Annotated in this window: 4 protein-coding genes and 1 other RNA gene; 2 read left to right on the top strand and 3 right to left on the bottom strand. The window is 44.5% G+C overall.

The window, feature by feature from the left end; genetic code table 11:
* Positions 1–189: 189 nt before the first annotated feature.
* On the bottom strand, positions 190–2,430 hold the full coding sequence (locus tag BGL89_RS10085; protein ID WP_286825606.1) for a glycoside hydrolase: 2,241 nt from the start codon (positions 2,428–2,430) through the stop codon (positions 190–192).
* A 669-nt stretch (positions 2,431–3,099) separates the two neighbouring features.
* Here BGL89_RS10085 and BGL89_RS10080 point away from each other — a divergent pair.
* Positions 3,100–3,393, top strand: coding sequence for a hypothetical protein (locus tag BGL89_RS10080; RefSeq protein WP_286825605.1), 294 nt, complete (start codon positions 3,100–3,102; stop codon positions 3,391–3,393).
* Positions 3,394–3,480: 87 nt separating this feature from the next.
* On the top strand, positions 3,481–4,551 hold the full coding sequence (locus BGL89_RS10075) for a WD40 repeat domain-containing protein (protein ID WP_286825604.1): 1,071 nt from the start codon (positions 3,481–3,483) through the stop codon (positions 4,549–4,551).
* Between the two features lie 16 nt (positions 4,552–4,567).
* Here the strand turns inward: BGL89_RS10075 and rnc are convergent, their stop codons facing one another.
* Complete coding sequence (gene rnc, locus BGL89_RS10070; protein ID WP_286825607.1) at positions 4,568–5,272, bottom strand: ribonuclease III; 705 nt, start codon at positions 5,270–5,272, stop codon at positions 4,568–4,570.
* A 152-nt stretch (positions 5,273–5,424) separates the two neighbouring features.
* Positions 5,425–5,864, bottom strand: an RNA gene (gene rnpB / locus BGL89_RS10065) — RNase P RNA component class A.
* Positions 5,865–6,226 lie beyond the last annotated feature (362 nt).

Raw genomic sequence — 6,226 nt, 5'->3', positions numbered from 1 at the left:
TTAGGTAGTTGACCACCTGAAAATCGGTAAAACCCTACACCCCACACCCCACACCCTACCCCCACCGAAAAACTTTTTCAGCAGACCCTAACTAGAGATTAGAGCGGTTACTGATAACTGATTCTAGCTGATAGCTGATAACTAAAAAACTGATTACTGATCACTGATTACTGATTACTGATCACTGATTTAAGGTCTTTGCAGGAAGATTAATTCTTCAACGGGGAGGAAATCATAGTATTGACCTTGATTGGCTAAAACTGCGATTAAATGGAGACGAGCATCGGGTTCAATGTGTAATCCTTCCCAAGGGACAGCAATTTCCAAACATTGATTAAAAGAAGCTTTGGCACTACTAGGAACTCGCTGCCAGGTAAAATATTCTTGAGCGGCTTCTAACCAAGTAAATTCCGTGATTAAATTAACTCCTAGATGATGATGATAACCGTAATCGAGGGGCGATCGAGGGGGAATATCTGCTAAGGGAATTGGACTTTGCAGACGATGCACTTCATCATAATACCAATATAAATGCACTTCAGGCGCGATATCTTTGCCTAATTCTGCCCCCGGTTTCCAATCGAAACGCAGATAAAAATTGAGGTGATCCCAACCGAAAAAGACCCTTTGTACTAACGAGACCCGGTGCATTGTACCACTGGCTCCACCAATTTCGATCCGTCCAGCTTTATCCCAATCCTGTTCGTCTCCAAAACCGTCGATAATGGGGTGAATGAAAGCCTCAGGACGATTACTTTGTTTGCTACCGTGTTCTTCCACCGGTTCGAGCAAATAGGAGGGAATTGGCTCATTTAAAGCTTGATAAAGAGCGATCAGGTGTTCGCGGAAAAGTTGGTCAAAAATTGCGTCATGATTGGAGGAATGGCCATAACCAAACCACCAAAACCAATCGGAACCTTCCGCTGCATACAATGCTTCCCACGCGTCGGGGTTATTATCTTCCGTCGCTTCCGGGTGATTAGCGAGGGTTTGACGGGCTAAAATTAGATATTCCCAAGCTTTATTTTTAGCGGGATCGCCGATCCAAGTGGTAAAATTGGCATCGATCCAAGAGCCGCTATGAAGTTGATTGACGGGGATTTTGGCATTAGCGGGAAAGCGATCGAGATATTCGGAGACGGTGACTAATTCGATCTCTTTATGGTCGCTTAAAAGTTGATAAAGGTTCTCTAGGAAGGGTAAACCGTCTTGATGATAGTTTTCCCAACAGTTTTCGCCATCTAGCGCAATGGTAACTAACCAGGGTTTTTCTAGGGTCGTGGTTTCTGCGTTGGTTTTCAGTTGTTCGGCGATCGCTTCTAGGTGTTTAACTAAGTCTGTAGCGGCCTCTTGCGCTTTCATGCCACTATAGCTAAATCCGATCAGATCCGAGAGACGATGATCGCGGAAAACCATCGATAAATTGCCGTTGCTAGTTTCCAGACGGTAGGGACGATAAAGCAATTCCGGTTCGCTAATATTGCCTTTTTCGTCGCGATGAAAGTAATGTCCCAGAGACCAACCTAACACCCCCTCATCGGAACATAACCACTGAAAACCCTGTTTAGCGACAGCGGGGAGAATCGCGGGACTAACGGATTGTTCCGAGGGCCACAGTCCTCGAGGATGTTTATCAAAGCGATCGATATAGATTTGCCAAGCTTTCCGGAGATGACGGGAAATATCTTCAGGATAGTGGAAATATTGCCGAGGAAGGGTCATATTCGGCACTGCTACCCGGCCGGCTTCCGAGTTGGCCAGCAGGGGTAAAATTGGATGGGTGTAGGGACTGGTAATGATTTCTAGTTGTCCGGTTTCCTGCATTAACCGGTGTTGCGGCAAGATACGACGCAGAATTTGACGCTGTTTGGAGATAATTCGCTGGCGATCGCTTAAAGTGAAGTTTTTTCCCTGTTCTAACCAGGCAGCGATTTCTGGGTGACTGTGAAAGATAGGATCGATCCAAGCGAGGTTATGCCAAGCTAAGAGATCGCTATAATCTTGCAGATTCCAATGGCTAATACACCAACTATGACCGTTTTCTTGACGCTGTGCGTATAATTGCCCGTAACGGGGGTGCGGATCGATCAGGTTACGATGGTTAGCATCGAAAAAGTGTTCGAGGATAAAGTGTTTTTGTGCCAGGGTTAACTGCGCTTCCGGGGTGACGGTGAGAGCAAGATAGGGGTCTATCGCTAGTCCGTTGACGTAATCCTCTAATTGCAGGATTAAAGAGGGGACAAGGTTGACAGTTTGGTGTAATTTGGGAAAACGTTCTAGAATCAGGATTAAATCGAGATAATCTTTCACCCCATGCAGTCGCACCCAGGGTAAGCGATATTGTCCCGAAGCATCGGTGCGAGTTTGACAGGATTTGTAGAGGGGTTGGTGTTGATGCCAAATAAAAGCGACGTAGAGAGGATAGGCCATGATAATACCGAGGAAAAGTGCATATAACAGGCTTTTAGTCCGTTATTTAGATAATAATGGACAATAAAGCCCATTATAGATTCTTAAAAGTTGATTTCAGTCACTACCATAATCCTATCAACTGGTTTTGAAGGGGTATCGTCTCTTTGTATTTGTTAAAGGATCGGATTCTCTGGGGGTGATTATTTGCAGTTCAGCAGTAGAATCTCTAATATTATTCGGCCTTGCTGATTTGATATGCGAATCTTCTTTTCTGGGATTTTTAAACCTAGATGCAAACTAACTTTTGTCTCCGATAGCTACTATATCAGCCTATCAGAGCCGAGTTTTCAGTTCACTGTTTACTAGACCTCCTGCAAAAGTCAGTTATCGAGCCGCTATCAGTTCAAAATATCGAAAACTTGAGATAAATTTGACATAATCTTAGGTTTTATGGTTTTAGTAGTTGTCTATTGTCTTTTTTCTCCTCTTGTCTCGGATTGTCCTCACCTAAAAGAAGATTTTTGATTTTTGCACGAGACATACTGTTCACTGATTACTGATTACTGTTCACTGATTACTGTTCACTGTTTACTGTTCACTGAAAACCCCCCATCACCTCGATCGACAACATTTTTCAGGATGATAGGATAAGCTGGAATTATCGAAACCGTAGAAATAATAGATAAAATGAGTAATCTCCTCTGGCCGCGTTTTCTCAAGAAAGCTTACCGTCAAGAACCAATAACTAGCTTTATCTTTACCGCAGCGGCAGTAGATGTCATCATCGGGGTTGTAGGACAAAGATGGACACTGCTATCTTTAGGGGCAACGATTATGGCGATCGCTATTTTAGCCCGGTGGCAACAGAGCCAAAAAACTAAGGTAATCAACAAAGAAGAAGCAGCAAGATATTATTTACCGCCCCAATCGGGTCAAGTGGCTTTACCAACCCTGAAAAACGAAAAAAATCGACCTTCTTAGCTCAAAAATCTCCCCTTGCTTGGCAATCAATCCCCTCAAAGGCTAGAATCTATAGCACCGTTCATTTGTTAATATTCAACTAAATTTATGAAATTCCGATTTATGGGTGGGGAGAAACTTGTCGGGGCAATTGTGGTCAGTGTCTTAACCACGCTGACAATCGGGCAACATCAGCTTAGTCATGCCCAAAGTCCTATTGCCCCCCCTAAACCCGCGGCTGAAAGTGGCGAAAAAACCCCAGAAACTATCCTAGTAGAAGGTTTAGGCAGACTTACCCTCGCTAAAACCTTAGAAGGGCAACAATCCACCCCTAATGCTGTGATTTTCAGCCCCGATAACCAATTGGTTCTCGCTGGTGGTAGTGATACGGATCCTCTCCTGAGAATTTGGTCAGTAAAAACAGGGCAAAAAGTCTCCCAAACTCGCGCCCAAAGAACCAGCGTCAAAGCTTTAGCCATTAGTCCCAACGAAAGATTATTAGTTAGTAGCGGTTTAGATGGTTCCATTAATTTTTGGAATCTGGTGGAAGGCAAGTATTTAGGAATTGCCCTCGAACACGGTAATACTGTCCTCGCCCTCACCGTTACTCCCGATGGTAAAACATTAATTAGTGGTGGTTTGGAAGGAATTCGCCTCTGGACAGTGCAACCTCCCCGCCGTCCCCTCTATCGTTTAAATTGGGTGGGTAATTTTGTTTATTCCCTAGGGATGAAATCCGATGGTGTCACCCTTGCTAGTGGTCATGAAAACGGTGAGGTAAATTTTTGGGACATCCGCGAGGGCAAATTTTTATCGAAATTTTCCGCCCATCCCCAAGCGGTTAGCAAGCTTTTATACACTCCCGACGGTAAAAATTTAATTACGGGTAGTTTAGACCGCACGATTAAAATCTGGGATACGAGCAATAATAAGTTATTATTTACCCTCATCGGTCATACGTCCCGAATTCGCTCTCTCGCACTCCATCCTAACGGACAAATTCTCGCTAGTGCCAGTAATGACGGTGTGCGTTTATGGGATGTGACGACGGGTAAACAGTTGGCCTGGTTTGATAATAATTCCGACTGGGTGGAATCTCTGGCTTTTAGTCCCGATGGGCAGTATTTGGCTAGTGGTAATTATGATCTTAAAATTCGCCTCTGGCAATTCCTCCGTTAAGCAAAAATGCCCGCATTTAGCCTTTAACCACTTCTAGAAAAGCTGATTTGGCCGCTGCTTGTTCCGCTGCTTTTTTGCTTCTGCCGGTTCCCACTCCTAATTTCTGCTCATTTAACCACACTTCCGCACAAAAACGTTCTTGATCTAAACTATTGATTTCTTTTACTAAATATTGCGGCAGTTTTTTGTATTTTGCTTGTGTCCACTCCTGCAAGGCATCCTTATAATTCTGTCGGGCCGGATCTCGACGAATTTCGGCCGCTTTTTCCCTTAGGGGTTCATCTAGCCAAGAACGCACTAAAACCATAGTCTGTGTACTAAGATATAAAGCCCCCAAGACCGCCTCAAAAGCGTCTGCTAGTCGGGAAATTCGCCCCGCATGATCAATACTTGTACTACTTGATACCAACAAATAACGCTCGAAACCGTAGCGATCCGCAAATTCCGCCAGAGTGCGATCGCTAACCATCATCGATCGCAGGGCGGCAAATTCTCCCACTAGCGCCTCCGGATAGGTTTCTAACAATACCTCCGCCGCCACGAGTCTTACCACAGAATCGCCCACAAATTCCAATTGTTCATAATTCTTATCACGGGAAATACTGGGATGAGTTAGAGCTAAATCTAATAAATCCCACCTGACGGGGACATCAGCCGATAAACCCAGCTTTTCCACTAGGGTTTTTAATTGTTTTTGGCGACGCGGATCACTTAAGGACATGGGAGCGGGAAGATGGGGGATGGGGGATGGGGGATGGGGGATGGGGGATGGGGAGAATAAATAAAAGCAATCTCCTATCTCCTGAATACTGACTCCTGACTCCTGATAACTAACTCCTGAATACTGATAACTGATCACTGATAACTGATAAAGGAGAGAGTCAGACATAAGCCGAATTCTGTATTTCCCAACAGCAGTAAAATCGCTTTTACCTTTGTTGGAATAGAGGTTATCTATCTGGGATAATTGTTACCAATTACCTCAAGCGGTTCCTAAAAACGGGACAGGAAAAAGACCAACCTTTGTCCCTCCACCTTGCTCCCCACCGGGGTTTACCGAGCCAGTACCTCTCGATACTGCTGGTGCGCTCTTACCGCACCTTTGCACCCTTACCCCCAATCAGTGATCAGTTATCAGTGAATTTACTTTCGTTACTGTTTACTGATTACTGAAAAAGGAGGCGGTATTTTTCTGTGGCACTATCCTCACGCTCGCGCGCACTGGACGTTATCCAGCAAGTGTGGTCTTTCGGGAGTTCGGACTTTCCTCGGAATCATTGATAAAATGATCCCGCAACCTCTAGACCAACTCTCTCCCATTCTCTAGTATGACTTACCAGAGACTCGATCGCTCATATATCCCAGTCAATAATCGGTGATCAGTAAACAGTAAGCAGTGAACAGTGAAAAGACAGTAGGAAACTGCTATTTAATACTGCTCGCTTAAGCTGTTCGTAATTTAAATTGCTTGGGCCAGACGAGGCACTCTTGCGCTCTTGCACTCTTGCAACAGTAAAGGAATTGGAGGAGATTCGGCTAATCTAAGAATAAGCGGTTTAAATACGTCTTAGCTTAACTGATAACGGCTCTTCGTTACTTGGTATGGTTCGATAGGGGGGCATAAATCGACAAAATCTTTATCTGGCAAGAGACTTAATTGATTAGTTCGCTCTAG

The organism is Microcystis sp. LSC13-02 (genome assembly GCA_002282935.1).
In the GTDB taxonomy this organism is placed as follows: Bacteria; Cyanobacteriota; Cyanobacteriia; order Cyanobacteriales; family Microcystaceae; genus Microcystis.
The sequence above is the reverse complement of the archived record's forward strand: the minus strand, read 5'-3'. Positions and strand labels throughout refer to the sequence as shown.

Bases quoted from the DNA above. Each gene is read 5' to 3' on its own strand.
- BGL89_RS10075 (WP_286825604.1), top strand. From the start codon at position 3,481: ATGAAATTCCGATTTATGGGTGGGGAGAAACTTGTCGGGGCAATTGTG.
- BGL89_RS10080 (WP_286825605.1), top strand. From the start codon at position 3,100: ATGAGTAATCTCCTCTGGCCGCGTTTTCTCAAGAAAGCTTACCGTCAA.
- rnc (WP_286825607.1), bottom strand. From the start codon at position 5,272: ATGTCCTTAAGTGATCCGCGTCGCCAAAAACAATTAAAAACCCTAGTG.
- BGL89_RS10085 (WP_286825606.1), bottom strand. From the start codon at position 2,430: ATGGCCTATCCTCTCTACGTCGCTTTTATTTGGCATCAACACCAACCC.